We start from the raw sequence: 23,566 nt of genomic DNA on the forward strand, positions 1-23,566 counted from the left end.
TCGCGCTCGCGCCGGTAGGCTTGCCCGGTGACGATCCGCATCTCGCCGAGCATCCTGTCCGCCGACTTCGCGAACCTCGAGCGTGAACTCCACCGCATCGAGACCGCCGACCTGGTGCACGTCGACGTGATGGACAACCACTTCGTGCCGAACCTGACGCTCGGGCTGCCGATCGTCGAGCGCCTGCAGCAGGTCTCCCCGGTGCCGCTCGACGTGCACCTCATGATCACCGACGCCGACGTCAACGCACCGAAGTACGCCGAGACCGGTGCGTCGAGCGTGACGTTCCACTTCGAGGCCGCGGACGACCCCGTGGCCACGGCCGCCGCGATCCGCTCGAACGGGGCCCGTGCCGCCGTCGCGGTGAAGCCCGGCACCCCGATCACCCAGGTGCTGCACCACCTCGACGCCTACGACATGATCCTGCTGATGACCGTCGAGCCCGGCTTCGGCGGGCAGTCGTTCATGCCGTCCGTGATGCCGAAGCTCGCCGACGCCCGTGCGGCGGTCGACGCCTCGGGGCTCGACGTGTGGCTCGAGGTCGACGGCGGCATCTCGGTGGACACCGTGCCCGAGGCCGTGCGCAGCGGCGCCGACACGCTCGTCGCCGGGTCGGCCGTGTACGGCGGTGAGCCCGCCGCGCGGATCACGGACCTGCGCGAAGCGGCCGCGCGGGCGCGGGCATGAGCGCGACCCGTCCGGACGGTACGTCGGCAGCGTCAGCGGAGACCGGTAGCCTGGACCGCGTGAAGACGTTCGACGACCTGTTCCAGGAGCTCACCGAGAAGGCGCGCACGCGCCCCGAGGGCTCCGGCACCGTCGCCGAACTGGACGCCGGCGTGCACCAGATCGGCAAGAAGATCGTGGAAGAAGCGGCCGAGGTCTGGATGGCGGCCGAGTACGAGGGCGACGAGCGCACCTCGGAGGAGATCTCGCAGCTCGTGTACCACCTGCAGGTCCTCATGGTCGCGAAGGGGCTGTCCCCGGCGGACATCTGGCGACATCTGTAGGACGCGCTCGGGCACTGCCCCTGCACCGACCTCGATCCGCCACGACCCCGACCAGAAAGCAGACCCCCTGATGCTCCGCATCGCCGTGCCCAACAAGGGCTCCCTGTCCGAGACCGCGTCCGACATGCTGCGCGAGGCCGGGTACGCCGGTCGCCGCGACCCGAAGGCGCTGCACCTGCTCGACGAGCGCAACGGCGTCGAGTTCTTCTTCCTCCGCCCGCGGGACATCGCGACCTACGTCGGCTCCGGCGCACTCGACGTCGGGATCACCGGCCGCGACCTGCTGCTCGACTCCGGTTCCGAGGCGCACGAGGTCGACGCGCTCGGCTTCGCGGACTCCACGTTCCGGTTCGCCGGCACGCCGGGCCGGTACAGCACCCTGCAGGACCTCGACGGCGTCCGCGTCGCGACGAGCTACCCGGGCCTGGTCGGCGACTTCCTCGCTCGCCACGGGGTGACGGCGACGCTCGTCAAGCTCGACGGGGCCGTCGAGAGCGCCGTGCGTCTCGGTGTCGCCGACGCCGTGGCCGACGTGGTGTCGACGGGCAGCACGCTGCGGCAGGCCGGCCTCGAGATCTTCGGCCCGGTCATCCTCGAGTCGACCGCGCTGCTGGTGTCGACCGACGAGACGATCCCGGGCATCGACGTGCTCCGCCGTCGGCTGCAGGGCGTGCTCGTCGCCCGCGGCTACGTCATGCTCGACTACGACATCCCCACCGCGCTGCTCGAGCAGGCGACGGCCGTCGCGTCCGGCATCGAGTCGCCGACGGTGTCGCCGCTGCACGGCCGCGACTGGTCCGCGGTGCGCGTGATGATCCCGCGCGACGACGCGAACCTCATCATGGACGCCCTGTACGACCTCGGTGCCCGCGCCATCCTCGTCAGCCCGATCCACGCGGCACGACTGTGACCGCGGCTGCCACGGCGCCGGGCGGCGTGGCCGTCCGTGTCATCCCGTGCCTCGACGTCAAGGGCGGCCGGGTCGTCAAGGGCGTGAACTTCCTCGATCTGCAGGACGCCGGTGACCCGGTCGAGCTCGCCGCGCGCTACTACGAGCAGGGCGCCGACGAGCTGACCTTCCTCGACGTCGGTGCCACGGTCGAGAACCGCGCCACGATGTACGACACGGTCACCCGCACCGCCGAGCAGGTGTTCATCCCGCTCACGGTCGGTGGCGGCGTTCGTTCCGTCGACGACGTGTCCCGCCTGCAGCAGTGCGGCGCGGACAAGATCGGCGTGAACAGCGCAGCGATCGCCCGGCCCGACCTCGTCGGCGAGATCGCCGACCGGTTCGGTGCGCAGGCCGTCGTGCTGTCGCTCGACGTCAAGCGCTCCGACCGGACTGCGTCTGGCTTCGTGGTCACCACGCACGGCGGCCGCACCGAGACCGACATCGACGCGATCGCCTGGGCGCGCGACGCCGTCGAGCGGGGTGCGGGGGAGCTGCTCGTCAACTCCATCGACGCGGACGGCACGAAGAACGGGTTCGACCTCGAGCTCGTCGCCGCGGTGCGGTCGGTCGCGCGGGTCCCGGTCATCGCTTCGGGAGGCGCGGGTCGGGTCGACCACTTCGCCCCCGCCGTCGACGCGGGTGCGGATGCCCTCCTCGCCGCGTCCGTCTTCCACCGTGGCGAGATGACGGTGGGCGACGTCAAGGCCGCGCTGCGCGCGACCGGCCACGCCGTCCGCTGAACCGCCGCCGCCCGCTGATCCGCCGCCGTAGGCTAGGAGTCTCATGACCGACAGCACCAGCACCGACACCGACGCGGTCCTCGACCGCGCACGTTTCGGTGCGGACGGGCTGCTCCCCGCCATCGTGCAAGAGGAGTCGTCGAAGGACGTCCTCATGCTCGGGTACATGGACCGGGAAGCGCTCCGCCGCACCCTCACCGAGGGGCGCGTGACCTTCTGGTCGCGGTCGCGGAACGAGTACTGGCGGAAGGGCGACACGTCGGGGCACGCGCAGTACGTGCGCGACGCGGAGTTCGACTGCGACGCCGACACCCTGCTCGTCACCGTGCAGCAGGTCGGGGCCGCGTGCCACACCGGGGCGCACCGCTGCTTCGACGTCGATCCGCTCGCGCCCACGACGGCGTCAGCCCCGACCGGCACAGCGGCGTCGGCGCCGACGGACGCGACCGCGTCTGCCCCGGCCGACACGGCAGTGGAGGCGACCCGATGACGACCGCGACGATCTCCGATGCGCCGCACACCACCTCCCGGCCGGAGTTCGACGCCCTGCTGAGCGACCACCGCGTCGTCCCGGTGGTGCGCGCGCTCTACGCCGACAGCGAGACGCCGGTGGGCGTCTACCGGAAGCTCGCCGACGGCCGGCCCGGGTCGTTCCTGCTGGAGTCCGCGGGCCAGGGCGGCCTCTGGTCGCGCTGGTCGTTCGTCGGTGTGCGCAGCTTCGGCGTCCTCACGCAGGAGGGCGACCGCGCCGCCTGGATCGACACCGGCATCGACGCCGAACGTGCGGTCGGCTCACTCGACGGCGAACCGCTCGAGGTCCTGGCACGCTTGCACGAGCGCTGGGCCACCCCGCGGGTGCCCGGCTCCCCGCCGCTCGTCGGTGGGACGGTCGGGTTCATCGGGTGGGAGGCCGTGCGCCAGCTCGAGCACCTGCCGAACGTGCCGCCGGCCGACTTCGACGTGCCCGGACAGGCGCTGTCCTTCGTCTCCGAGCTCGTCGCGCTCGACCACCGCACGGGGCTCGTCCTGCTCGTCGCGAGCGTGCTGAACGACGGCACCGACGACGCCGACACGCTCTGGTCCGACGCGCAGCGCCGCCTGGACCGCCTGCAGGCCGACCTCGTCCAGCCGAGCGTCGCGACCGTCGCCGAGGCGTTCGAGATCGCCGAGCCGACGCCGACGCACCGTTCCACGCCGGACGAGTACATGGCCGCGGTGGAGCGCTCGAAGGAGTTCATCCGCGACGGCGACGTGTTCCAGGTCGTGATCTCGCAGCGCTTCGACCACGAGGTGACCGCCGACCCGCTCGACGTGTACCGGGTCCTCCGGACGCTGAACCCGAGTCCGTACATGTACTTCCTGGCCCTGGCGGACACCGCCGACGAGCGGTACTGGATCGTCGGTGCCTCGCCCGAGGCCCTGGTGAAGGTGCAGTCCGGCCGCGCCATCACGCACCCGATCGCCGGGTCGCGTCCACGTGGTGCGACCCCGGAAGAGGACGTCCGCTTCGGCGACGACCTGCTCGACGACCCGAAGGAACGCGCCGAGCACCTGATGCTCGTCGACCTGGCCCGCAACGACCTGCAGAAGGTCTGCGAGCCCGGTACCGTCGCGGTCACCGAGTTCATGACGGTCGAGCGGTTCAGCCACATCATGCACCTGGTGTCGAGCGTCGAGGGTGCGGTGCGCCCGGGGATGTCCGCCATCGACGTGTTCCGGGCGACGTTCCCGGCGGGCACCCTGTCCGGCGCGCCGAAGCCCCGCGCGCTGGAGATCATCGACGAGCTCGAGCCGGCGAAGCGCGGTGCCTACGCCGGTGTCGTCGGCTACTTCGACTTCGCCGGTGACGCGGACATCGCGATCGCGATCCGCACCGCCCTGATCAAGGACGGCGTGGCACGTGTGCAGGCCGGGGCCGGCCTGGTGGCGGACTCCGACCCCGCCACCGAGCACGAGGAGACCATCAACAAGGCGGCGGCACCCCTGCGGGCCGTGGCCACGGCGAACCGGATGCGCGAGGTGCGCTCGTGAAGCGCTCGCGCCCGATCGTCGTCGTCGCCGGACTGCTCGTCGCCGGCATCATCATGCTCGCGTGGACGCAGACCTGGTTCACCGTGGACCTGCACGCCGGTGCGGCCGTCACCTCGACGGTCGACGCCGACGGGGCCGCGGTCGTGCCGCAGTACACCGCCCTGGCGATCGCGAGCCTGGCCCTGTTCCTCGCGATGACGATCGCCGGCCGGGTGCTGCGCATCGTGCTCGCGTGCGTCGAGATCCTGCTCGGACTCGGCGTCGTGGTCAGTGGCATCACGGCCCTTGGTGACCCGGTCGCCGCGGCGAAGGGTGCCGTCGGCGCGGTGGCCGGGGTCAGCGACCTGACCGCCGTGCGCCGCGTCGTGTCCGGCGTCGACGTGTCGCTCTGGCCGGCCGTCGGCATCGCCGGTGGGGTCCTGGCCGTCCTGCTCGGTGTCGTCGTCATCGTCGTGCAGCGTGCGTGGCCCGGTCCGAGCCGGAAGTACGGGGCAGCGACCGCCGGAGCCGCCGCCGACGCGCGTGCCGCAGCCCCGGTCGTGCGCGACGCCGTCGTGGACTGGGACGACCTCAGTGCTGGGGTCGACCCGACCGACGGCACGGTAGGATCGGATGGGTGTCGGTCGACCGACGACGCCGGAGCAGAACGAGGAGCACCGTGAGCAACACTGAGCCCGCAGAACTCGGCGAAGGCCACTCGCCGGCCGCCTGGACCGCCGTCGTGATCATGCTGATCGGATTCGCGGCAGGCACGCTGTTCTTCTGGTTCGACCAGCCGTGGGGCGTCTGGGTCTCCGCTGCCGTCGTCGTCATCGGTCTGGTCATCGGCGCGGTCATGGCGAAGGCCGGCTACGGCGTGAACGGCCCGAAGTACGTCGCCAAGCACCACGCCGAGTAGGACTCGCATGCCGAACGTGCTCGAGACCCTCGTCGCGGGCGCGCTCGAGGACGCCGCCGCCCGTCGTGTCGACCGCCCGTACTCGGACGTCGAACGCGACCTCGACCGGGTGGCGTCGCCGCTCGACGCCCTCGCGTTCCTCGCCCCGGGCGACCGGGTGAAGATCCTCGCCGAGGTCAAGCGCGCCAGCCCGTCCCGTGGCTCGATGGCCCCCATCGAGGACCCGGCCGCCCTCGCTGCCGACTACGAGCGCGGTGGTGCGTCGACGATCAGCGTCCTGACCGAGGGGCGCAAGTTCCTCGGCAGCCTCGCCGACCTCGAAGCCGTCAAGGCCCGCGTGGGCATCCCCGTGCTGCGCAAGGACTTCATCGCCGACCCGTACCAGGTCGTCGAGGCCCGGGCCGCCGGCGCCGACGTCGTGCTGCTCATCGTGGCCGCGCTCGAGCAGCAGCAGCTGGTCGAGCTCCACACGCTGGCCGAAGAACTCGGCATGCGCGTGCTGGTCGAGGCGCACTCCGCCGACGAGGTCTCCCGTGGCCTCGACGCCGGTGCGCGGATCCTCGGCGTCAACGCGCGCGACCTCACCGACTTCTCGCTCGACCGCGACCTGTTCGGGTCGCTCGCCGACCGCATCCCCGACGGGGTCGTGCGCGTCGCCGAGTCCGCCGTCGCAGGTCCCGCCGACGTCGCCCACTACCGCGCAGCGGGTGCCGACGTCGTCCTGGTCGGGGAAGCGCTCGTCACGGGTGCCGACCCCGCCACCACCCTCGCGTCGTTCATCGAGGCCGCCGACCGCGGCTGAACGTTCCACCCGTCCGACCATCGGCACCGCCGGTCGCGTCGGACTCGTCCCGGGAAGACCCATCGTGACCTCACTCCGCGACCTGCACGGCCCGTACTTCGGTGACTTCGGCGGACGCTTCGTCCCCGAGTCGCTCGTCCTCGCGCTCGACGAGCTCGAGGCCGCCTTCCGCACGGCCTGGGCGGACCCGGCCTTCCGTGTCGAGCTCGACGAGCTCCAGCGCGACTACACCGGTCGTCCGTCGATCATCACCGAGGTGCCGCGGTTCGCGAAGCACGCCGGTGGTGCCCGCGTGATCCTGAAGCGCGAGGACCTGAACCACACCGGGTCGCACAAGATCAACAACGTGCTCGGTCAGGCGCTCGTGGCCCGTCGGCTCGGCAAGACCCGCCTCATCGCGGAGACCGGTGCCGGCCAGCACGGCGTGGCCACGGCGACCGCCGCGGCGCTGTTCGGCATGGACTGCGTCGTGTACATGGGCGCCGTCGACACCGAGCGGCAGGCGCTCAACGTCGCCCGGATGCGCCTGCTCGGCGCCGAGGTGATCCCGGTCGAGACCGGGTCGCGCACGCTGAAGGACGCCATCAACGAGGCCCTGCGTGACTGGGTGGCGAACGTCGACTCGACCCACTACCTGCTCGGCACGGTCGCCGGCCCGCACCCGTTCCCCGAGATGGTGCGCGAGTTCCACAAGGTGATCGGTGAAGAGGCCCGCCAGCAGGTCCTCGACCGCGTCGGGCGTCTCCCCGACGCCGTCGCCGCGTGCGTCGGTGGCGGCTCGAACGCGATGGGCATCTTCGAGGCGTTCCTCGACGACGAGTCCGTCGCGCTGCACGGCTTCGAGGCCGGTGGCGACGGCGTCGAGACCGGTCGGCACGCTGCGAGCATCACGCTCGGTCGCGAGGGCGTCCTGCAGGGCGCGAAGTCCTACCTGATGCAGGACGAGGACGGCCAGACCATCGAGAGCCACAGCATCTCCGCCGGGCTCGACTACCCGAGCGTCGGGCCGGAGCACGCCTACCTGGCGTCGATCGGTCGCGCACAGTACGCGCCGATCACCGACACCGAGGCGATGGAGGCGTTCCGGCTGCTCAGCCAGACCGAGGGCATCATCCCGGCGATCGAGTCGGCGCACGCGCTCGCGGGTGCGATGAAGCTCGGCAAGGACCTCGGCCCCGAGGGGGTCGTGCTCGTGAACCTGTCCGGCCGTGGTGACAAGGACGTGGCGTCCGCCAGTCGCTACTTCGGCATCCTCGACGAGAACGCGGTGCAGCTGTGACCACGAACCAGACCGTCGCCACGACGATCGACACCGCCAACGCCGAGCGTGCCGGGGCCGTCGTCGGCTACCTGCCCGCCGGGTACCCCGACGTGCAGACCAGCGTCGACGCTGCCGTCGCCCTCGCCGAGAACGGCGTGGACGTCATCGAGCTCGGCCTGCCGTACTCCGACCCCGTCATGGACGGCCCGGTCATCCAGCGTGCGGCCGAGGAGAGCCTGGCCAACGGCTTCCGGGTCGCGCAGGTCTTCGATGCCGTGCACCAGATCACCGAGCGCGCCGACGTGCCGGTGCTCGTGATGACGTACTGGAACCCGGTCCTCCGCTACGGCGTGGACCGCTTCGCCGACGACCTCGTCGCCGCCGGAGCCGCGGGCCTCATCACGCCCGACCTGATCCCGGACGAAGCCGCCGAGTGGATGGCCTCGTCGGAGCGGACCGGCCTGGACCGCGTGTTCCTCGCGGCACCGTCCTCGTCCGACTCCCGGATGCAGCAGGCGGTGCAGGCGAGCCGCGGGTTCGTCTACGCCGTCTCGACGATGGGCGTCACCGGAGCACGGGCCGGCGTCGACGTCGCTGCACGCACCGTGGTGTCGCGGCTCCGTGACGCCGGCGTCGCGCGCACCTGCGTGGGCCTCGGCATCTCGACGGCCGAGCAGGTCGCCGAGGTCCTGGAGTACGCCGACGGCGCGATCGTCGGCTCGGCGTTCGTCCGCGCACTGGCCGACCTCGGGGTGCAGGGGGTCGCCGACCGCGCGGCCGACCTCACCACCGGCGCCCGCCGCTCCTAGTCCAGTTCCTGGCGGGCCCACGACCCGCGCTACAGTGAGCGGGGCCGACGACACGTCGACACCGCGCCCCGTCAGTTCCGAAAGGCGACCGTTCCTCCATGCCCCTCCTGAGCATCCCGAGCCCGAGCACCGCCTGGCAGTACTTCGACCTGACCGCCTGGCTGCGCGACGTGTTCGGTTGGTCGCTGCCGCTCGACTTCCGCATCCACGCGTACGCGATCTGCATCCTGCTCGGGATCGTCGCCGCGGTCCTGCTCGCGAACCGCCGCCTCAACGCGCGCGGCGTCGAGCGTTGGATCATCATCGACATCGCGATCTGGGCGGTGCCCGCCGGCATCATCGGCGGCCGGCTCTTCCACGTGTTCACGCACGTGTCGGACTACTTCGGCCCCGGCATCGACCCGCTGTCCTTCCTGTACATCTGGGAGGGCGGGCTCGCCATCTTCGGCGCCCTGATCCTCGGGTCCGTCGGCGCCTGGATCGGCTGCCGCCAGGTCGGCCTGCGGTTCACGTCGTTCATCGATGCGGTGGTGCCCGGGGTGCTGCTCGCACAGGCGTTCGGTCGGCTCGGGAACTACTTCAACCACGAGCTCTTCGGCATGCCGACCAGCCTGCCGTGGGGCCTGCAGATCGAGTCGACGAACGCCGCGTTCCCGAAGGGCCTGCCCGAGGGCACGCTGTTCCACCCGACGTTCCTCTACGAGATCATCTGGAACGTCCTGGGCGTCGTCGTCATCCTGCTGCTCGACCGCAAGTTCACGCTCCAGTGGGGCAAGGTCCTCGCCCTGTACCTGATCTGGTACGGCGTCGGCCGGTCCTTCCTCGAGTCGATCCGCGTCGACACCAGCGAGACCTTCGCGGGCATCCGCACGAACGTCTGGATGTCGTTCGCGGCCATCCTGCTCGGGATCGTCATCTTCATCGTGCAGACCCGTCGGCACACCGGCAAGGAGCCGAGCCCGTACCTGACCGGTCGCGAGCCGCGTCCGAAGTCCGATGTAGACTCCGACGACACCTTCTCGGAGCACGAGGACGACGACGAACGCCTCGTCGCCCAGGGCTCCGGAGCGGTCACGACTCCCACTGACCGCGCCTAGGAGCACTCCTCCCCGCCACAAGCGGGGCACGGGCACCAGTCCCGCCCGTCTGGGCGGAACGCACCACCGGGCCACCGCTGTCCCTGTTCCACTTCCTCGTGAGGACGGTTCCCCCATGGCGCTCCAGCCACTCCAGCCCTCGGCACCGAAGTCCCTCGTGCCGCCGCACCGTCGGTTCTCGGCGGTCCCCGACGCCACCGGCATGTACGACCCGGCGAACGAGAAGGACGCCTGCGGTCTCGCGATGGTCGCGACGCTGCGCGGGACGCCCGGCCACGACATCGTCGACGCTGCACTCGGTGCCCTCCGCAACCTCGAGCACCGCGGTGCCGTCGGTTCGGACGCCGGCACGGGCGACGGCGCGGGCATCCTGTGCCAGGTGCCGGACGAGTTCCTGCGCGCCGTGGTGCCGTTCGACCTGCCGGCGGCGGGGGAGTACGCGGTCGGCACGGCCTACCTGCCGACCGACGAGGGCGACCGGCACGCCGTCAAGGGCGCCGTCGAACGACTGGCGCGCGAAGAGGGCCTCAAGGTCCTCGGCTGGCGCGAGGTCCCGGTGCGCCCCGAGGTGCTCGGCACCCTGGCGCGTGCGGCCATGCCGGCGTTCGAGCAGCTGTTCGTCGCCTCGGTGCGCCACGACGTGCACGGCGCGTCCTGGAGCGGCATCGCCCTGGACCGCCAGACCTACCGGCTGCGCAAGCGCGCCGAGCACGCGAACGACCTGTACTTCATGTCGCTGTCGAGCCGCACCATGGTCTACAAGGGCATGGTCACGACGCTGCAGCTCGAGCCGTTCTACCCGGACCTCAGCGACGAGCGCTTCGCGTCGAAGCTCGCGATCGTGCACTCGCGCTACTCGACCAACACGTTCCCGTCGTGGCCGCTCGCGCAGCCCTTCCGGACGATCGCGCACAACGGTGAGATCAACACGGTGCGCGGCAACCGCAACTGGATGCGCGCACGCCAGTCGCAGCTCGAGAGCGAACTGCTCGGCGACGTCGCGCCGCTGCTGCCGATCGTCAGCCCCGGTGCGAGCGACTCGGCGTCGTTCGACGAGGTGCTCGAGCTCCTGACCCTGACCGGCCGGACGCTGCCGCACGCGGTGTCGATGATGGTGCCGGAGGCCTGGGAGAACCAGGTCGGGATGGACCCGGAGCTGCGGGCGTTCTACGAGTACCACTCGATGCTCATGGAGCCGTGGGACGGTCCGGCCGCCATCACCTTCACCGACGGCTCGCTCGTCGGCGCGACCCTCGACCGCAACGGGCTGCGTCCCGGGCGCTTCCTCGTCACCGACGACGGGCTCATCGTCATGGGGTCGGAGACCGGTGTCATCGACGTGCCCGCCGCGAAGGTCGTCCGCAAGGGCCGTCTGCGCCCCGGCCGGATGTTCCTGGTGGACACCGAGGCCGGCCGCATCATCGAGGACGACGAGGTCAAGCAGGGCCTGGCGTCCTCCGGCCCCTGGGGCGAATGGCTCGACGAGGGGCGCATCAACCTCAACGACCTGCCCGACCGCGAGCACATCGTGCACACCCCGGCGTCGGTCACCCGCCGCCAGCGTGCGTTCGGCTACACCGAAGAAGAGGTCCGCATCCTGCTCCGCCCGATGGCGCAGGTGGGCGCGGAGCCCCTCGGTGCGATGGGGTCCGACACCCCGATCGCGGTGCTCTCGCAGCGCCCCCGGCTGCTGTTCGACTACTTCACCCAGCAGTTCGCCCAGGTGACGAACCCGCCGCTCGACTCGATCCGCGAGCAGGTCATCACCTCGATGGGCATGGGCCTCGGTCCGGAGCGGAACCTGCTGTCGGCCGGTCCCGAGCACGCGAAGCAGATCACGCTCGACTTCCCGGTGATCGACAACGACCAGCTCGCCAAGGTGCAGCACTTCGAGACGGAGTCGGGGCGGCACCTGACGGTCACGATCAAGGGCCTGTACCGCGTCGACGCCGGCAAGAAGGCGATGCAGAAGCGCATCGCCGCCGTGTGCGACGAGGTCGACGCCGCGATCGAGTCGGGCAAGCAGTTCATCGTGCTGTCGGACCGCGACGGCAACGCCGAGCAGGCGCCCGTGCCGAGCCTGTTGCTGCTCGCCGCCGTGCACCACCACCTGATCCGCACCGAGCAGCGCATGAAGGTCGGCCTGATCGTCGAGGCCGGCGACGTGCGCGAGGTCCACCACGTGGCGTCGCTCATCGGGTACGGCGCGTCGGCGATCAACCCGTACCTCGCGATGGAGACCTGCGAGAACCTGGTCCGTGCCGGCATGATCACCGGGATCACCCCGGAGCAGGCCGTCAAGAACGTGATCAAGGCACTCGGCAAGGGTGTCCTGAAGATCATGTCGAAGATGGGCATCTCGACGGTCTCGAGCTACGCCGGTGCCCAGGCGTTCGAAGCCGTGGGGCTCAGCCAGGAGTTCGTCGACAAGTACTTCACCGGCACGTCGTCGATCCTCGGCGGGGTCGACATCGACGTCATCGCGAAGGAGAACGCCGAGCGGCACGCCCAGGCGTACCCGCAGGACGGCGCGGTCCTGTCGCACGAGCGGCTGCAGACCGGCGGCGAGTACCAGTGGCGTCGCGAGGGCCCCCCGCACCTGTTCAACCCGGACACCGTCTTCCGGCTGCAGCACGCCACCCGTGCCCGCCGGTACGACATCTTCCGTGAGTACTCGAGCGCCGTGGACGACCAGTCCGAGGAGCTCATGACACTGCGCGGGCTGTTCCGCTTCAAGCACGGGGCGCGGAAGCCCGTCGCGCTCGACGAGGTCGAGTCGATCGAGTCGATCGTCAAGCGCTTCAACACGGGCGCGATGTCGTACGGCTCCATCTCGAAGGAAGCCCACGAGACGCTCGCGATCGCGATGAACCGCCTCGGTGGTCGCTCGAACACGGGCGAGGGCGGCGAGGACGTCGACCGGCTGCTCGACCCCGAGCGCCGCAGCGCGATCAAGCAGGTCGCCTCCGGGCGGTTCGGCGTGACGAGCATGTACCTCACCCACGCCACCGACATCCAGCTGAAGATGGCGCAGGGTGCGAAGCCCGGCGAGGGCGGCCAGCTGCCCCCGCAGAAGGTGTACCCGTGGGTCGCCCGCACCCGGCACGCCACCGCCGGCGTCGGCCTCATCTCGCCGCCGCCGCACCACGACATCTACTCGATCGAGGACCTCAAACAGCTGATCTTCGACGTGAAGCGCGCCAACCCGGCCGCACGCGTCCACGTGAAGCTCGTGAGCCAGTCCGGGATCGGCGCGGTCGCGGCCGGTGTGACGAAGGCCCTGGCCGACGTCGTGCTCGTGTCCGGACACGACGGTGGCACGGGTGCGTCCCCGCTCAACTCGCTCAAGCACGCCGGCACCCCGTGGGAGATCGGCCTCGCCGAGACGCAGCAGACGCTCATGCTGAACGGCATGCGCGACCGCGTCGTCGTGCAGGTCGACGGTCAGATGAAGACCGGGCGCGACGTCGTCGTGGCAGCCCTGCTCGGCGCCGAGGAGTACGGCTTCGCCACCGCTCCGCTCGTCGTCGAGGGCTGCATCCTGATGCGCGTGTGCCACCTGGACACTTGTCCGGTGGGGGTCGCGACGCAGAACCCCGAGCTCCGCAAGCGCTTCTCCGGCAAGCCCGAGTTCGTCGTGAACTTCTTCGAGTTCATCGCGCAGGAAGTGCGCGAGCTCCTCGCCGAGCTCGGCTTCCGCACCCTCGACGAGGCGATCGGCCGGTCCGACGCCCTCGACGTCGACCGTGCCCTCGAGCACTGGAAGGCGTCAGGGCTCGACCTCGCACCGGTCCTCGCGGGTCCGCACTTCGAGGACGCCGAGCCCCGTCGCCACCAGCGCGAGCAGGACCACGAGCTCGAGCAGCACTTCGACGTGGGGCTGATCCAGCAGACCGCCGACGTGCTCGACCACGGTGGCTCGATCGCGCTCGACCTGCCCATCCGCAACACCGAACGCGCGGTCGGCACGATGCTCGGCCACGAGGTCACCAAGCGGCACGGCGAGCACGGGTTGCCGAGCGGCTCGATCGACGTCACGCTGCGCGGTTCCGCCGGACAGTCGCTCGGCGCGTTCATGCCCGCCGGCATCACCCTGCGCCTCATCGGCGACAGCAACGACTACGTCGGCAAGGGCCTGTCCGGTGGCGAGATCATCGTGCGGCCGGACGCCGGCTCGGGCTTCGACCCGGCGGAGAACGTCATCGCCGGCAACGTGATCGGCTACGGCGCGACCCAGGGCAGCATGTTCATCCGCGGCATCGTGGGCGAGCGCTTCCTGGTGCGCAACTCGGGGGCGACCGCGGTGGTCGAGGGCGTGGGGGACCACGCGCTCGAGTACATGACGGGCGGGCTCGCGCTCATCCTGGGCGAGACCGGTCGGAACCTCGGCGCCGGCATGTCCGGCGGCACCGCGTACGTCCGTGGTCTGCGCGAGGAGCACGTCAACACCGACGCCCTCGCGACCGGTGAACTCCGACTCGAGGCGCTCGACAGCGCCGACGTCGAGATCGTCACCGACCTGCTCATCCGGCACGCCGAGGAGACCGGTTCGACGCTCGCGTCCGACCTGCTCGAGTCCGGCGACCTGAGCGACTTCGTCAAGGTGCTGCCGCGTGACTACGCGGCGGTGCTCGAGACCCGTCAGCGCGCCGTCGACGAGGGGCTCGACCCCGACGGCGACGTCGTCTGGAACAGAATCATGGAGGTGACCGGTGGCTGAGCGTCACGCACGTCCGGAACAGGCAGCGCCCGACACGACCCCGGAGGTGACCGGTGGCTGACCCCAAGGGATTCCTCAAGGTCCAGGAACGCGAACTGCCCGCACGGCGCCCCGTGCCCGTCCGGCTCATGGACTGGAAAGAGGTCTACGAGCAGCAGGAGTCGGGTGCCCTCAAGCGCCAGGCCGGCCGCTGCATGGACTGCGGCGTGCCGTTCTGCCACCAGGGCTGCCCCCTCGGCAACCTGATCCCGGAGTGGAACGACCTGACCTGGCGCGGTGAGGGCCGTCAGGCGATCGAGCGGCTCCACGCGACGAACAACTTCCCGGAGTTCACGGGCCGGCTGTGCCCCGCTCCGTGCGAGTCCTCGTGCGTGCTCGGCATCAACCAGCCGCCCGTCACGATCAAGCAGGTCGAGGTCTCGATCATCGACGAGGCGTTCCAGAACGGCTGGGTCACCCCGCACCCGCCCGAGCGCCTGACGGGCAAGACCGTCGCCGTCGTGGGTTCCGGCCCCGCCGGGCTGGCCGCCGCGCAGCAGCTCACCCGCGCCGGGCACACCGTTGCCGTCTACGAGCGCGACGACCGCATCGGCGGGCTGCTCCGCTACGGGATCCCGGACTTCAAGATGGAGAAGCGCCAGATCGACGCGCGCCTGTCCCAGATGCAGGCCGAGGGCACCCGCTTCCGTGCGGGCGTCGAGATCGGCCGCGACATCACCTGGGACGACCTGAAGTCGCGCTACGACGCGGTCGTCGTCGCCACCGGCGCGACGGTGCCGCGCGACCTGCCGATCCCGGGGCGCGACCTCGAGGGCGTGCACTTCGCGATGGACTACCTGGTCCAGCAGAACAAGGCGAACGCCGGCACCCGGGTCGACAACCAGCTGACCGCCGAGGGCAAGCACGTCGTCGTGATCGGCGGCGGTGACACCGGTGCGGACTGCATCGGGACCGCGCACCGGCAGGGTGCCCTGAGCGTGACGAACCTGGCGATCGGCAAGCAGCCGCCGCTGGAGCGTCCGTCCGAGCAGCCGTGGCCGATGTTCCCGACCGTCTTCGAGGTGACGAGCGCCCACGAAGAGGGCGGCGAGCGGCACTTCCTCGCCTCGACCGTCGAGTTCCTGGCGAACGAGGCCGGCGAGGTCCGGGCGCTCCGGGTCGCCGAGACCGAGTACCTCGACGGCCGTCGCGTGCCGAAGGCCGGCTCCGAGCGTGAGATCCCCGCAGACCTCGTCCTCGTCGCGATGGGCTTCACGGGTCCGGAATCCGACACGATCGAGCCGCAGCTCGGTCTGCCGACGACGGTGTCCGGTGCGCTCGACCGCCGCGCCGACTACACGACGAACGAGGCGGGCGTGTTCGTCGCCGGTGACGCCGGCCGCGGGCAGTCCCTGATCGTCTGGGCGATCGCCGAGGGCCGTGCCGCGGCGGCGAAGGTCGACGAGTACCTCGAGGGCTCGACGATCCTGCCGGCGCCGGTGAAGGCGACCGACCGCGCGATGTCGGTCTGAGATGACGGATCGCCGCATGACCAACCACCACCAGATGCTCACCCCCCGGTGAGCGAGGGGCCACCAGCACTCGATAAGGTGCTGGTGGCCTCGCTTCGTTCCGCGCGGCCCCACAGCGCGGAAACCAGAGCATCACCCACCACCACGAAGGAATCCATTGAGACGCGCAAAGATCGTTTCGACGCTCGGACCGGCAACGTCGGACTACGAGACCGTCAAGGAGATCATCGAAGCGGGCGTCGACGTCGCCCGACTCAACCTCAGCCACGGTGACTACAGCGTCCACGAGGCCAACTACGTGAACGTCCGTCGCGCTGCCGAGGAGCTCGGCAAGCCGGTCGCGATCCTCGTCGACCTGCAGGGTCCGAAGATCCGTCTGGCCAAGTTCGCCGACGGCCCGCACGACCTGGCGGTCGGCGACGTGTTCACGATCACGACCGAGGACGTCCCCGGCTCCAAGGAGATCTGCGGCACGACGTTCAAGGGCCTGCCCCAGGACGTCAAGCCCGGCGACCCGCTGCTCATCGACGACGGTCGGGTCCGCCTGCGCGTGCTCGACACCGACGGCGTCCGTGTCCGCACCGAGGTCGTCGTCGGCGGCACCGTGTCGAACAACAAGGGCATCAACCTGCCCGGCGTCGCCGTCAACGTCCCCGCGCTGAGCGAGAAGGACGAGGCCGACCTCCGCTGGGGTATCCGCCAGGGCGCCGACCTCATCGCGCTCTCGTTCGTCCGCAACGCCTCGGACGTCGTCCGCGCGCACGAGATCATGGACGAAGAGGGCAAGCGCCTCCCCGTCATCGCGAAGATCGAGAAGCCGCAGGCCGTCGACGCGCTCGAGGAGATCATCGACGCCTTCGACAGCATCATGGTCGCCCGCGGTGACCTCGGCGTCGAGCTGCCGCTCGAGGCCGTCCCGATCGTGCAGAAGCGGGCCGTCGAGCTCGCCCGCCGCATGGCGAAGCCGGTCATCGTCGCGACCCAGATGCTCGAGTCGATGATCTCGTCGCCGATCCCGACCCGCGCCGAGACCTCCGACGTCGCGAACGCCGTCCTCGACGGTGCGGACGCGGTCATGCTCTCGGGCGAGACCAGCGTCGGCGAGTACCCGGTGCAGACCGTCCGCACGATGGCCCGCATCGTCGAGTCGACCGAGGACCACGGCCTCGAGCGCATCGCGCCGCTCGGCACGAAGCCGCGCACCCTCGGCGGGGCGATCACCCTCGCCGCGGTCGAGATCGCGGAGTTCACCGAGGCCTCGTACCTCTGCGTGTTCACCGAGTCCGGCGACTCGGCGCGCCGCATGTCGCGTCTGCGCCACGGCCTGCCGATCATCGCCTTCACCCCGAACGAGGCCACGCGTCGCCGCATGGCGCTCACCTGGGGCGTCCGGTCGTTCCTGGTCGAGCGCAAGACCCACACCGACGAGCTCTTCTCGCAGGTGGACGACGTCCTGCTCGAGAACGGCCTGGCCGCCCCCGGCGACCGCGTCATCGTGACGGCCGGTTCGCCTCCCGGGATCGAGGGCTCGACGAACGACCTGCGCGTGCACCGGGTGGGCGACGCCCACGCCGAGGCCGCTCCGGCCTACGTGCGGGACTGATCCGCAGGATCCCGACGCCGACAGGGCGCGGACAGGAGGCCCGGCGCACGAACACGCGTCGCCTCCGGTCCGCGCCCTGCCGCGTTCCGCCCGGACGCCGGACGCCGGACGCCGGACGCTGGACGCGCCGCGGCTGCGCCCCGCCGTGGTCGTCGCGCCCCCGCACACCGGGGCGCGACGGCGTCTGCGGGGCGCGACAGCCCGGCCCGACACCGACGCCCGTCGCGTCCCATCCGGGCGCGGACGGAAGGCACGGGGCACGTGGTGCGCGCAGCCTCCGGTCCGCGCCCTGTCGCGTCCCGCCGCCAACGTACCCGTGGGGCGCCCCGCCGTGGTCGTCGCGCCCCCACACACCGGGGCGCGACGGCGTCCGCAGGGCGCGGACAGGAGGCACGGCGCACGAACACGCGTCGCCTCCGGTCCGCGCCCTGCCGCGTCTCCACGGCCCCGGTGGCGACCACCGGTCGGCCGCAGGCGGCAGGATGGCTGCTGTGAGCCTCCAGACCGAACACCCGACGCCGCGCGCCGACGTCCGCCGCTGGCGCCGCTACCTGGCCGACGAACGCGCCGAGGGCGCGGTCTACCGCAACCTGGCCGCTCGGCGGACCGGCGAGGAACGCGAGATCCTGGCCGCGCTGGCCGAGGCCGAGGGACGGCACGAGCAGCACTGGCTCGACCTGCTCGGTGACGACGTCGGACGTCCGCAGCGGGGCAGTCTGCGCACCCGGGTCCTCGCGACACTTGCGAAGCGGTTCGGGTCGGTGTTCGTCCTCGCGTTGATGCAGCGCGCCGAGGACCGCTCGCCGTACGCCGACGACGACGACGCGACCGCGAGCATGGCCGCTGACGAGCGCATCCACGGCGAGGTGGTGCGCGGGCTCGCGAACCGCGGTCGGATGCGGTTGTCGGGCACGTTCCGCGCGGCGGTCTTCGGCGCCAACGACGGACTCGTGTCGAACCTGGCCCTCATCATCGGCATCAGCGCCTCGGGCGCCGACCGGCACTTCGTCCTGCTGAGCGGCATCGCGGGCTTGCTCGCCGGCGCCTTGTCGATGGGGGCGGGGGAGTACGTGTCGGTCCGGTCGCAGCGCGAACTGCTCGAGGCATCTGCACCGCACCCCGAGGCCGGCCGCGCCGTGGCGGACCTCGACGTCGACGCGAACGAGCTGGCCTTGGTGTACCGCGCCCGCGGGATGTCCGAGGCCGAGGCGACCGAGCACGCAGCGCACGTGCTGTCCGGGATCGGTGAGCGACACCCGTCGACCGGTCCGGTCACCGTCACCGACGACCACGAGGCAGTGGGCAACGGCCTGAGTGCCGCGGTGTCGAGCTTCCTGTTCTTCGCGTCGGGCGCGATCATCCCGGTGCTGCCGTTCCTGTTCGGCATGCAGGGGTGGGCGGCCATCGCGGTCGCCGGCACGCTCGTCGGACTCGCCCTGCTCGGCACCGGTGCGGTCGTCGGCGTGCTGAGCGGTGCGTCGCCGGGCAAGCGGGCGTTCCGGCAGCTGGCGATCGGGTTCGGCGCCGCCGTCGTGACCTACGCGCTCGGGCTGCTGTTCGGGACGGGCACCGCGTAGCGGCGGACGGGGCACCGCCTACCGGCGGACGGCGGCTCGCGGCGGGAGCAGCAGCAGGGCCGCGGCACCGACGACGATGAGGGCGATGCCGGCGAAGACCATGAACACGGTGAGCGCGAGGCCGGGCGCGACGAGCACGACGACGCCGCCGAGGATCGACAGCACGCCGCTCACCAGCGTCGGCACCCGGGACGACCCGGGGTGGCCGACGAAGCCGGCCACGATCGACACGATGCCCTCGATCACGAAGCCGACCCCGGCGAGCACGGCGTAGACGACCAGCGGGATCGCGGGGTCGAGCAGCGCGACGAGTCCGGCGACCGCGACGAGCGCACCGACGATCCCGGAGGTCCACCGCCACACCGTCGGCGTCCCGTGCCCGCGCGCCGCAGCCACGACCCGCAGGGCGCCGGCGACGACGAGGTAGACGCCGAACAGCAGCGCCACGAGGACGAGCGACGGCCGAGGCCACACGATGGCGACGATCCCCAGGGCGATCGCGACGACCGCCGTGACGACGACGAACACCCGGAACGTGCGGACGGCACGAGAATCCACGGACACTCCTCCTGATCGGACCGCTGGAGTCCCGAACGCTACCCGGCCGACGGCGAGCCCGTGCGGTCCTCGGTCGAGCGGGCGTGAGCCCGTGCGGTCCTCGGAGGAGCGGGCGTGAGCCCGTGCAACCGGATGCAACCCCCGTGGTCGTACGGTGCGAGCAGCACGCGAACCGTGCGTGCCCCGACAGTGTCGTCGAAAGGCCACCACCATGACCATCGCACCATCGCCCACCAGCTACGCCGCACCCGGCGAACCGGGCTCCCTCGTGCAGTACCGATCGCGGTACGACCACTTCATCGGCGGCGAGTACGTCCCGTCGGCGAGCGGCCAGTACTTCGAGAACCCCACCCCCGTCACCGGCAAGGTCTTCACCGAGGTCGCGCGCGGTGACTCCACCGACGTCGACCGTGCGGTGGCGGCGGGCTGGAAGGCGTTCCCGACCTGGGGGCGGACGAGCGCCGCCGAGCGCGCGGTCATCCTCAACAAGATCGCCGACCGCATGGAGGAGCACCTCGAGATGCTCGCCGTCGCCGAGACGTGGGAGAACGGCAAGCCGATCCGCGAGACCCTCGGCGCCGACATCCCGCTCGCGATCGACCACTTCCGCTACTTCGCCGGAGCGATCCGCGCGCAGGAGGGTTCGGCCGGCGAGATCGACCACGACACCGTGGCGTACCACTTCCACGAACCGCTCGGCGTCGTCGGACAGATCATCCCGTGGAACTTCCCGATCCTGATGGCGGTGTGGAAGCTCGCGCCGGCCCTGGCCGCGGGCAACTGCGTCGTGCTGAAGCCCGCCGAGCAGACCCCGGCGTCGATCCACGTGCTCGTCGAGCTCATCCGCGACCTCCTGCCCGCCGGCGTGCTCAACGTCGTCAACGGCTTCGGCATCGAGGTCGGCGCACCGCTCGCCCAGCACCCGGACATCCGGAAGATCGCGTTCACCGGCGAGACCACCACCGGTCGGCTGATCATGCAGTACGCCTCGCAGAGCCTCATCCCGGTGACGCTCGAGCTCGGCGGCAAGAGCCCGAACGTGTTCTTCCCCGACGTCGCCGCCGAGAAGGACTCGTTCTACGACAAGGCGCTCGAGGGCTTCACCTTCTTCAACCTCAACCAGGGCGAGGTCTGCACGTGTCCGTCCCGGGCGCTCGTGGCGAAGGAGATCTACGACGGGTTCGTCGCCGACGGCCTCGACCGGGTGCGCGCCGTCAAGCAGGGCCACCCGCTCGACCTGTCCACGATGATCGGCGCCCAGGCGTCGAACGACCAGCTCGAGAAGATCCTGAGCTACATCGACATCGGCAAGCAGGAGGGCGCGAAGCTGCTCACCGGCGGGGAGCGCGCGGACCTCGGCGGGGAGCTCTCCGGCGGGTACTACGTCACGCCGACGGTGTTCGAGGGCGTCAACTCGATGCGGATCTTCCAGGAGGAGATCTTCGGTCCGGTCCTCGCGTTGACGTCCTTCAGCGGCTACGACGACGCGATCGCCACGGCCAACGACACCCTCTACGGACTCGGTGCCGGGGTGTGGAGCCGCGAGGCCACGACGCTGTACCGTGCCGGCCGTGACATCCAGGCCGGACGGGTGTGGTCGAACACCTACCACCAGTACCCGGCGGGTGCGGCGTTCGGTGGGTACAAGCAGTCCGGCATCGGGCGCGAGAACCACAAGATGATGCTCGACCACTACCAGCAGACGAAGAACCTGCTCGTGTCCTACGCCGATGGTCCGATGGGCTTCTTCTGATGCCCGACACCGCACGCGTGGCGGTCACGCCGGCGGCGGGGGAGCTCCTGCGCACCCTCGCCGCCCGGCACGGCCCGCTGATGTTCCACCAGTCGGGCGGCTGCTGCGACGGCTCGAGCCCGATGTGCTACCCCGTCGGCATGTTCCGGACCGGTTCCGGCGACGTGCTGCTCGGGGCGCTCGAGGTCGACGGCATCGACCCCGTCGAGGTGTACATGTCGGTGTCGCAGTTCGAGTACTGGAAGTACACGCACCTCACGATCGACGTCGTCGACGGTCGCGGCGGCGGGTTCTCGGTCGAGAGCCCCGAGGGCAAGCGGTTCCTGACCCGGTCGCGGATGTTCGACGACGCCGAGCTGGCGGATCTCGGCCTGGTCCCGGTCGCGCACCGGACGTAGGCTGGCCGTACTCGTCGCGACGGTGCGGCGGGTGGGGTCGATCGGAGGACGCATGCGCGCACCCGACCGGCTCCGCCCGCTCGTTGCCGCGTCCTGGCGGCGGTCCGCGGCGGTCGACCCGGACGGCGTGCCATCGCTCGCACTCGGTGACGACGAGCTCGACGCCGCCCGCCGGGACGGCCCGCTCGCCACCCTGCTGCCCGTGGTCCGGCACCTGCTGCTCGACGACACCCGGTCCGCCGGCTGCGTCCTGGCAGTCGGTGACGCCTCCGGTCGGCTCGTGTGGGTCGACGGCGCGCGGACGGCCCGACGTGCGGCCGAGGACATGGGCTTCGTCCCAGGCGCCGACTGGGCCGAGGACCGCGTCGGCACGAGCGCGCCCGGTACCGCCCTGCGGCTCGACCGGCCGGTGCAGATCCGCTCCGACGAGCACTACGCGAACGCCGTCAAGCCGTGGTCGTGCACCGCAGTGCCCGTGCACGACGCCCACGGGGCCACCGTCGGCGTGCTCGACCTGACAGGCGACGACCGGGCCGTCGAACGGCACACCCTCTCGCTCCTCGCGGCCACGGTCGCCGCCGCCGAGGCGCAGCTCGCCTTGGCCGCGAGCCGGTTGCCGAGGCCCGCCGCGTCGACGCCGCGCGCGCCCGGCGCGGAGCTGACGGTCCTCGGCACCGACACCGCCGTCCTGCGCGTCCACGACCGCCGGGTCCACCTGTCCGCGCGGCACTCCGAGCTCCTGGTCGTCCTCGCCGCCCACCCCGACGGGTTGGCGGCCGCCGACCTCGCGCACGCCGTGTACGGCGACGCCGGCGCCGTCGTGACGCTGCGCGCCGAGGTGGTGCGGCTCCGACGGGTCCTCGCGGAGCACGCGTCGGGCGTGACCGTGACGTCGCGACCGTACCGGGTGACCGGGATGGGGACCGACGTCGACACGGTGCTGTCCGCGCTCGACCGCGGGGCGCGCCTCCAGGCCGTCGACCGGTACACCGGGCCCGTCTTGCCGGGGTCGGCTGCGCCGGGGGTGGACGCCGTGCGCGACCTGGTGCGCGGTCGGTTCCGCGAGTCGGTCGTCGCGGACGGCAGCGTCGAGGCGCTGCTCGCGTGGGCGCGGACGCCGGACGGGGCGGCGGACGCGCGCGTGCTCCGCGCGCTGCTCGCGGTCCTGCCGCGGCGGTCGCCGCGACGAGCCGGTCTCGTGGCGGCGATCGAGGCGCTCGAGGGTCCCTGAGCCGGTCGGGACGACCCGGCCTGGAGGCACGCCCCGCGCGGTCGGGACCGCCGACGGTGCGCGCCTCCCGGCCTGGTGATCAGGAACCGGAGGTCGGCGCCGGCGTGGTGGTCGCGTCGGGCGTCGGCGGGGTGGGCGTCGTGGGCTTCGCACCGTCCTTCGGCGGGGTGGGTGCCGTGGTCTTCGCACCGTCCTTCGGCGGGGTGGGTGCCGTGGGCTTCGCACCGTGCTTCGGCGGGGTGGGTGCCTTCCCCTCGTCGCCCTTCGGCGGCACGGGCACCGTCGCGGTGTCGCCGGCCTTCGGCAGCGCCGTGCAGCCGGGCGCCGCCGCGGGGCCGCCCTCGGGTGGTGCGGGCACCGTCGCGGTGTCGCCGTCCGACGGAACCGGGGCCGGTGTGGTCGCGCTGTCCGGTGCACCGCTCGGCGCACCGGTCGGGGCGCTCGGCGCCGGGGTCGTCGTCGCGGCGTTCGCCGTGGCGATGCCGAACCCGCCGAGCACCAGCACCGCGGCTGCGGCCGTGCCGATCCCGACCCGTCGCAGGAGTGCGCCGCGTCGCGGGGTGGCGGTGGTGGTCGAGTCGTCTCGTTCGTCGAGCATGGTGGTTCCGTTCCGTG

The 23,566-nt window shown here is 71.5% G+C and carries 21 protein-coding genes; 19 read left to right on the forward strand and 2 right to left on the reverse strand.

Annotated elements, in window-relative coordinates; genetic code table 11:
* Positions 1-27 precede the first annotated feature (27 nt).
* From rpe to EDF33_RS13575, 16 genes are all read left to right on the forward strand, one after another.
* Positions 28-687, forward strand: a complete 660-nt coding sequence (gene rpe / locus EDF33_RS13500) for a ribulose-phosphate 3-epimerase (RefSeq protein WP_123294325.1) — start codon at positions 28-30, stop codon at positions 685-687.
* Between the two features lie 59 nt (positions 688-746).
* Positions 747-1,010 carry a phosphoribosyl-ATP diphosphatase gene (locus tag EDF33_RS13505; RefSeq protein WP_111084162.1) on the forward strand — a complete coding sequence of 88 codons (264 nt, stop codon included), beginning with the start codon at positions 747-749 and terminating at the stop codon, positions 1,008-1,010.
* A 70-nt stretch (positions 1,011-1,080) separates the two neighbouring features.
* Complete coding sequence (gene hisG, locus EDF33_RS13510) at positions 1,081-1,920, forward strand: ATP phosphoribosyltransferase (protein ID WP_111083926.1); 840 nt, start codon at positions 1,081-1,083, stop codon at positions 1,918-1,920.
* Entirely contained in the window at positions 1,917-2,702 is a 786-nt protein-coding gene (gene hisF / locus EDF33_RS13515; protein ID WP_243692450.1) for an imidazole glycerol phosphate synthase subunit HisF, read from the forward strand. Before hisG ends, hisF begins: the two co-directional genes overlap by 4 nt.
* A gap of 43 nt (positions 2,703-2,745) precedes the next feature.
* Positions 2,746-3,192, forward strand: coding sequence for a phosphoribosyl-AMP cyclohydrolase (gene hisI / locus EDF33_RS13520; RefSeq protein WP_132100302.1), 447 nt, complete (start codon positions 2,746-2,748; stop codon positions 3,190-3,192).
* Positions 3,189-4,733, forward strand: coding sequence for an anthranilate synthase component I (locus EDF33_RS13525; protein WP_123294327.1), 1,545 nt, complete (start codon positions 3,189-3,191; stop codon positions 4,731-4,733). The genes hisI and EDF33_RS13525 overlap by 4 nt, the downstream gene beginning before the upstream one ends.
* Positions 4,730-5,395, forward strand: a complete 666-nt coding sequence (locus EDF33_RS13530) for a Trp biosynthesis-associated membrane protein (RefSeq protein ID WP_132100303.1) — start codon at positions 4,730-4,732, stop codon at positions 5,393-5,395. The genes EDF33_RS13525 and EDF33_RS13530 overlap by 4 nt, the downstream gene beginning before the upstream one ends.
* Positions 5,392-5,631 carry an HGxxPAAW family protein gene (locus EDF33_RS20210; RefSeq protein WP_159571188.1) on the forward strand — a complete coding sequence of 80 codons (240 nt, stop codon included), beginning with the start codon at positions 5,392-5,394 and terminating at the stop codon, positions 5,629-5,631. The genes EDF33_RS13530 and EDF33_RS20210 overlap by 4 nt, the downstream gene beginning before the upstream one ends.
* A gap of 16 nt (positions 5,632-5,647) precedes the next feature.
* Positions 5,648-6,433: an indole-3-glycerol phosphate synthase TrpC gene (gene trpC / locus EDF33_RS13540; protein ID WP_123294446.1), complete on the forward strand. Its 786-nt coding sequence runs from the start codon at positions 5,648-5,650 to the stop codon at positions 6,431-6,433.
* 64 nt (positions 6,434-6,497) lie between these two features.
* Positions 6,498-7,712, forward strand: a complete 1,215-nt coding sequence (trpB, locus tag EDF33_RS13545) for a tryptophan synthase subunit beta (RefSeq protein WP_132100305.1) — start codon at positions 6,498-6,500, stop codon at positions 7,710-7,712.
* Entirely contained in the window at positions 7,709-8,503 is a 795-nt protein-coding gene (gene trpA, locus EDF33_RS13550) for a tryptophan synthase subunit alpha (protein WP_123294330.1), read from the forward strand. Before trpB ends, trpA begins: the two co-directional genes overlap by 4 nt.
* Before the next feature lie 98 nt (positions 8,504-8,601).
* Positions 8,602-9,600 carry a prolipoprotein diacylglyceryl transferase gene (gene lgt / locus EDF33_RS13555; protein ID WP_132100306.1) on the forward strand — a complete coding sequence of 333 codons (999 nt, stop codon included), beginning with the start codon at positions 8,602-8,604 and terminating at the stop codon, positions 9,598-9,600.
* Between the two features lie 202 nt (positions 9,601-9,802).
* Positions 9,803-14,320, forward strand: a complete 4,518-nt coding sequence (gene gltB, locus EDF33_RS13560) for a glutamate synthase large subunit (protein WP_132100438.1) — start codon at positions 9,803-9,805, stop codon at positions 14,318-14,320.
* 53 nt (positions 14,321-14,373) lie between these two features.
* On the forward strand, positions 14,374-15,831 hold the full coding sequence (locus EDF33_RS13565; RefSeq protein WP_131846522.1) for a glutamate synthase subunit beta: 1,458 nt from the start codon (positions 14,374-14,376) through the stop codon (positions 15,829-15,831).
* 157 nt (positions 15,832-15,988) lie between these two features.
* Positions 15,989-17,434, forward strand: a complete 1,446-nt coding sequence (gene pyk, locus EDF33_RS13570; RefSeq protein ID WP_123294333.1) for a pyruvate kinase — start codon at positions 15,989-15,991, stop codon at positions 17,432-17,434.
* A gap of 482 nt (positions 17,435-17,916) precedes the next feature.
* Positions 17,917-19,011, forward strand: a complete 1,095-nt coding sequence (locus EDF33_RS13575; protein WP_132100307.1) for a VIT1/CCC1 transporter family protein — start codon at positions 17,917-17,919, stop codon at positions 19,009-19,011.
* Between the two features lie 18 nt (positions 19,012-19,029).
* Here EDF33_RS13575 and EDF33_RS13580 read toward each other — a convergent pair whose 3' ends face one another.
* Positions 19,030-19,569: a DUF308 domain-containing protein gene (locus EDF33_RS13580; RefSeq protein ID WP_165918821.1), complete on the reverse strand. Its 540-nt coding sequence runs from the start codon at positions 19,567-19,569 to the stop codon at positions 19,030-19,032.
* Between the two features lie 211 nt (positions 19,570-19,780).
* Here EDF33_RS13580 and EDF33_RS13585 point away from each other — a divergent pair, with 211 nt between their 5' ends.
* From EDF33_RS13585 to EDF33_RS13595, 3 genes are read left to right on the forward strand one after another with little or no spacing between them, the layout of a single operon-like run.
* Positions 19,781-21,322: an aldehyde dehydrogenase family protein gene (locus EDF33_RS13585; protein WP_123294335.1), complete on the forward strand. Its 1,542-nt coding sequence runs from the start codon at positions 19,781-19,783 to the stop codon at positions 21,320-21,322.
* Entirely contained in the window at positions 21,322-21,720 is a 399-nt protein-coding gene (locus EDF33_RS13590) for a DUF779 domain-containing protein (protein WP_111083940.1), read from the forward strand. Before EDF33_RS13585 ends, EDF33_RS13590 begins: the two co-directional genes overlap by 1 nt.
* A gap of 52 nt (positions 21,721-21,772) precedes the next feature.
* Positions 21,773-22,951, forward strand: a complete 1,179-nt coding sequence (locus EDF33_RS13595) for a helix-turn-helix domain-containing protein (RefSeq protein ID WP_132100309.1) — start codon at positions 21,773-21,775, stop codon at positions 22,949-22,951.
* Positions 22,952-23,030: 79 nt separating this feature from the next.
* On the opposite strand, the gene EDF33_RS13600 is transcribed toward EDF33_RS13595, so the two are convergent.
* A complete protein-coding gene (locus tag EDF33_RS13600; RefSeq protein ID WP_131920094.1) occupies positions 23,031-23,549 on the reverse strand; it encodes a hypothetical protein in 519 nt (172 codons plus the stop codon).
* Positions 23,550-23,566 lie beyond the last annotated feature (17 nt).

This window comes from Curtobacterium sp. PhB146 (genome assembly GCF_004342995.1).
In the GTDB taxonomy this organism is placed as follows: Bacteria; Actinomycetota; Actinomycetes; order Actinomycetales; family Microbacteriaceae; genus Curtobacterium.

Excerpts from the sequence above, each read along its gene's own strand:
- hisG (WP_111083926.1), top strand. The coding sequence starts at position 1,081 with ATGCTCCGCATCGCCGTGCCCAACAAGGGCTCCCTGTCCGAGACCGCG.
- hisI (WP_132100302.1), top strand. The coding sequence starts at position 2,746 with ATGACCGACAGCACCAGCACCGACACCGACGCGGTCCTCGACCGCGCA.
- EDF33_RS13525 (WP_123294327.1), top strand. The coding sequence starts at position 3,189 with ATGACGACCGCGACGATCTCCGATGCGCCGCACACCACCTCCCGGCCG.
- lgt (WP_132100306.1), top strand. The coding sequence starts at position 8,602 with ATGCCCCTCCTGAGCATCCCGAGCCCGAGCACCGCCTGGCAGTACTTC.
- gltB (WP_132100438.1), top strand. The coding sequence starts at position 9,803 with ATGTACGACCCGGCGAACGAGAAGGACGCCTGCGGTCTCGCGATGGTC.
- EDF33_RS13575 (WP_132100307.1), top strand. The coding sequence starts at position 17,917 with ATGGCTGCTGTGAGCCTCCAGACCGAACACCCGACGCCGCGCGCCGAC.
- EDF33_RS13585 (WP_123294335.1), top strand. The coding sequence starts at position 19,781 with ATGACCATCGCACCATCGCCCACCAGCTACGCCGCACCCGGCGAACCG.
- EDF33_RS13590 (WP_111083940.1), top strand. The coding sequence starts at position 21,322 with ATGCCCGACACCGCACGCGTGGCGGTCACGCCGGCGGCGGGGGAGCTC.
- EDF33_RS13595 (WP_132100309.1), top strand. The coding sequence starts at position 21,773 with ATGCGCGCACCCGACCGGCTCCGCCCGCTCGTTGCCGCGTCCTGGCGG.
- EDF33_RS13600 (WP_131920094.1), bottom strand. The coding sequence starts at position 23,549 with ATGCTCGACGAACGAGACGACTCGACCACCACCGCCACCCCGCGACGC.